Below are 3,899 nucleotides of genomic sequence, written 5' to 3' on the forward strand. Positions count from 1 at the left end.
GTGCCGGTGCTCGGCACCCCAGTGCCGCTGCAGGGCGGCCTCGACCGCCTCGACCAGCGCGGCCTGGTCCTCCGTGTCCGCGACGCCCACGTGGGTGCTCATCGGCTCCGTCCCTCCCGGGCTCGGTGCCGACGCGGACGGCGGCCGGGGACGACCGCGTCACATCGCGCCGGCAGCTCTTCTCCTGCTCAGCTGACGCATACACTATGTCAGAAAGCGGCCGCCGTCGATGGTGGTCGTCGGTACCGAGGACCGGAGGAGCCCATGGCCGAGCCCGCCGCCGCGCCCGTCGCCGCGCCGACCAGCCCGCCGCAGGCGGCGGTGCCCGCCACGGCGGTCCGCCCCCGCTCGCGGGCGTTGCGGGTCTCCCGGGTGGTGCAGGAGACGGCGGACGCGCACTCGCTCGTGTTCGAGGTGCCCGCCGAGGACCGGGAGATGTTCCGCTACCGCCCCGGCCAGTTCCTCACCCTGCGGATCCCGAGCGAGCGGACGGGATCGGTCGCGCGCTGCTACTCGCTCGCGAGCTCGCCGCACGGGGCCGACCCGGGGCTGACCGTCACGGTGAAGCGGACGGCGGGCGGCTACGGCTCGAACTGGCTGTGCGACAACGTCCGCGCGGGCACGGAGCTCGAGGTGCTGGCCCCGGCGGGGCTCTTCACGCCCGCCGACCTGGACGTCGACCTGTTCCTCGCGGCGGGCGGCAGCGGCGTCACCCCGGTGCTGTCGATCCTGCGCTCGGCGCTGGCGGCGGGCACCGGGCGGGTCGCGGTGCTCTACGCCAACCGGGACGAGTCGTCGGTGATCTTCGCGGCCGAGCTGCGGCGACTCGCCGCCGCGCACCCGGAGCGGCTGACCGTGCTGCACTGGCTGGAGTCCGTGCAGGGGGTCCCGACCGTCCCGCAGCTGTCCGCGCTGGTGGGGTCCTACGCGGACCGGGAGGCCTTCGTCTGCGGCCCGGGGCCGTTCATGGACGCGGTCTCGGCCGCGCTCCGGTCGGCGGGGGCCGACCCGCACCGCGTCCACGTCGAGGTCTTCACCTCGCTGGAGGCGGACCCGTTCGCCGAGATCGTGGTGCCCCGGGCGGTCGAGGGGGAGGAGTCGGAGGCCGTCCAGGTGGTCGTCGAGCTGGACGGAGACACCCACGAGCTGGCCTGGCCCGCCGGTGTCCGGCTGGTGGACCTGTTGTTGAGCAAGGGGATCGACGCCCCGTACTCCTGTCGGGACGGTGTCTGCGGCGCCTGCCAGGCGCAGGTGCTGAAGGGCCGGGTCCGGATGGAGTCCAACGACGTGCTCGACGACGACGACCTCGCCGAGGGCCACGTCCTGGGCTGCCAGTCGGTGCCGGACCCGGAGACCCCCGGGGCCGGGATCCACGTGCGCTTCTGAGCGACTCGGCGTCAGAAAAGCCGGGTGGCGGTACTTGACAGCCCGTTCGGCGCGGTGCCAGCCTCGATCCACGCAGACGCGGTCCCGGTCCGCGGAGACGGGCCTCGCCGAGCCGCAGCGGACGCCCGTCCACCCCGATCGTCCCCGTACGTCCGCCGATCCCTGCTCACGACGAGGTGACCATGACGACGACCGCACCCATACCGACCTCCGACACCGTCGAGACCCACGGACTGCTGCTGGACGGGCAGCGCGTGACCACGACGTCCCAGGGTCTCTACCCGCACGTCTTCCCCGGTGACGGTCGGGTCAACGCCGAGGTGGCGATGGCCGGTCCGACCGAGATCGACCAGGCGGTGGCCTCGGCCGCGGCGGCGCAGAAGGCGTGGATCGCCCTGCCCGTCGACCTCCGCCGGGACATGCTGCTCAAGCTCTCCGACCTGATCCAGGCCGAGATCCCCGCACTCGCCGCGCTGTCGGTCGCGGACAACGGTGTGGCGTCCGCGATCAGCGCGGTCCACCCCTTCTGGATGGCCCGGTGGTTCCGCTACTACGCGGGGTGGATCGACAAGCTGGCCGGTCAGGTCCCGCCGGTCTCCTACAGCGGTGACCTGAACATCATCTCCGAGGAGCCCTACGGCGTCGTCGGGGTGATCGTGCCGTGGAACGGCCCGATGGTGATGATCGGGATGGCCGTGGCCCCGGCCTTGGCCGCCGGCAACGCGGTGGTGATCAAGCCCCCGGAGCTCGCGCCCCTCACGACGTTGCGGTTCGGTGAGCTCGCGCTCGAGGCGGGCCTGCCGCCGGGGCTGGTCAACGTGGTCCCCGGTGACCACGTGGGTGGGGAGGCCCTGGTCCGCCACCCGGGCGTCGGGAAGATCCACTTCACCGGGAGCGGGGCGACCGCACGGAAGATCCACCTCGCCGCGGTGGACACGCTCACCCCCGTCGCGACCGAGCTCGGCGGCAAGTCGGCCAACCTCGTCTTCGCCGACACGGACCTCGACACCGCGGTCATGCTGTCCTCGTTCATCGGGCCGCTCGCCCAGAGCGGTCAGAACTGCGCCTGCGGCAGCCGGATCCTGGTGGAGGACTCGATCTACGACCAGTTCGTGGAGAAGGCGGGAGCGTTCATCTCGCAGGCGGTCGTCGGGGATCCGTTCGACGCGAAGACGCTGGTCGGACCGGTGATCGCGGAGTCGGCGCTGGACCGGATCCTCGGCGTGGTCGAGACCGCGCGCTCCACCGGCAGTGGTCGCCTGGTGACGGGTGGCGGCCGGCTCGGCGGCAGCCTCGCCGACGGCTTCTTCATCGAGCCGACGCTGTTCGCCGACGTCGACAACGCGAGCCCGCTCAACCAGCAGGAGACGTTCGGTCCGGTCGTCTCCGTCAGCCGGTTCTCCGACGAGGAGGAGGCCGTCGCACTCGCGAACGACACGAGCTACGGCCTCGTGAGCTACGTCCAGACCAACGACCTCCGCCGGGCGCACCGGGTCTCCCGGGCGCTGCAGTCCGGCTCGGTCTACGTCAACACCTTCTCCGACCTGGTGCCCTCCGCGCCCTACGGCGGGTTCAAGCAGAGTGGCGAGGGGCGGCTCGGCGGCCTCGAGGGGCTGCGCGAGTTCAGCAGGCCGAAGAACGTGCGGATCGGCATGGAGCCGCCCGCGCTGCCTGCCTGAGCGCACGGCGGGGCGTCCGCTCACGCCATCGCGAGCGTCGTCAGGATGTCGGGGGTGAAGGCCTCTGCCCGCGCCGACCAGGGCCCGGAATGGACTGCCGCCAGGGCGGCACCCAGCTCGGGTCGGTCGCGGAGCAGGGCCTGCATCCGACCCCGGCGCCGCACGCGGTCGGGCGCTCCGAACGCCGACAGCAGGTCGGTCAGTGCGCTCGCGAACCGCAGCCGGGCCATCCGGTCGCGGCGCTCCTCGGTGTAGCCCGAGAGCCCGGCGGGGCTCCAGTCCGAGTCGTCGAGCAGGGTGTCCGCGAGCACCCGGGCGTCCCGGAACGTCACGCTCAGGCCCTGCGCCGTGACCGGGTTGCTCCACCCCGCGGCGTCGCCGATCAGCGCGACGCCGGGGATCACCGGGCTGTCGGTCCAGGCGTCGGTCATCGGGAACGACGCGCAGGGGCCCAGCGGTGTCCCGCCCGCCAGGGCCTCGTGGTGCGGCAGCACGGGGGAGCGGTAGGCCTCGAGGAAGTCGCCGACCCGGTCGCGCCCGGTGAACCGGTCCGGATCGGTGGTCCGCCGCCCGATGTAGAGCCGGATCCGGTCGTCCCCGCGCGGCACCACGATGTACTGGTTGCGACCGTCGACGCCGATCGTCGTCTCCGCCCGGTCCCAGGCGCCGCCGTCGTCGACGAGCAGGCCGGTGAGCAGGACCCGCGGGCCGGTCACGACCAGCGGGATGCCCAGCCTGCTGCGCGTCGAGGAGTTCTTGCCGTCGGCCACGACGACGAGCCGGCATCCCGTCGTGAGGGTCCGGCCCTCGTACTCGTAGTCGACGGACGGCGCC

At 73.0% G+C, this 3,899-nt stretch carries 3 protein-coding genes; 2 read left to right on the forward strand and 1 reads right to left on the reverse strand.

What is annotated here, in order from left to right:
* Positions 1 to 264 precede the first annotated feature (264 nt).
* On the forward strand, positions 265 to 1,386 hold the full coding sequence (locus H5J29_RS24120) for a ferredoxin--NADP reductase (protein ID WP_181783319.1): 1,122 nt from the start codon (positions 265 to 267) through the stop codon (positions 1,384 to 1,386).
* A gap of 182 nt (positions 1,387 to 1,568) precedes the next feature.
* A complete protein-coding gene (locus tag H5J29_RS24125) occupies positions 1,569 to 3,065 on the forward strand; it encodes an aldehyde dehydrogenase family protein (protein WP_181783320.1) in 1,497 nt (498 codons plus the stop codon).
* A 20-nt stretch (positions 3,066 to 3,085) separates the two neighbouring features.
* On the opposite strand, the gene H5J29_RS24130 is transcribed toward H5J29_RS24125, so the two are convergent.
* On the reverse strand, positions 3,086 to 3,899 hold an 814-nt coding region (locus H5J29_RS24130; protein WP_181783321.1), incomplete at its 5' end, for an FAD-dependent oxidoreductase.

This window comes from Pseudonocardia pini (assembly GCF_013870575.1).
GTDB lineage: Bacteria > Actinomycetota > Actinomycetes > Mycobacteriales > Pseudonocardiaceae > Pseudonocardia > Pseudonocardia pini.

Coding starts and splice junctions, on each gene's coding strand:
- H5J29_RS24120 (WP_181783319.1), top strand. CDS start 265: ATGGCCGAGCCCGCCGCCGCGCCCGTCGCCGCGCCGACCAGCCCGCCG.
- H5J29_RS24125 (WP_181783320.1), top strand. CDS start 1,569: ATGACGACGACCGCACCCATACCGACCTCCGACACCGTCGAGACCCAC.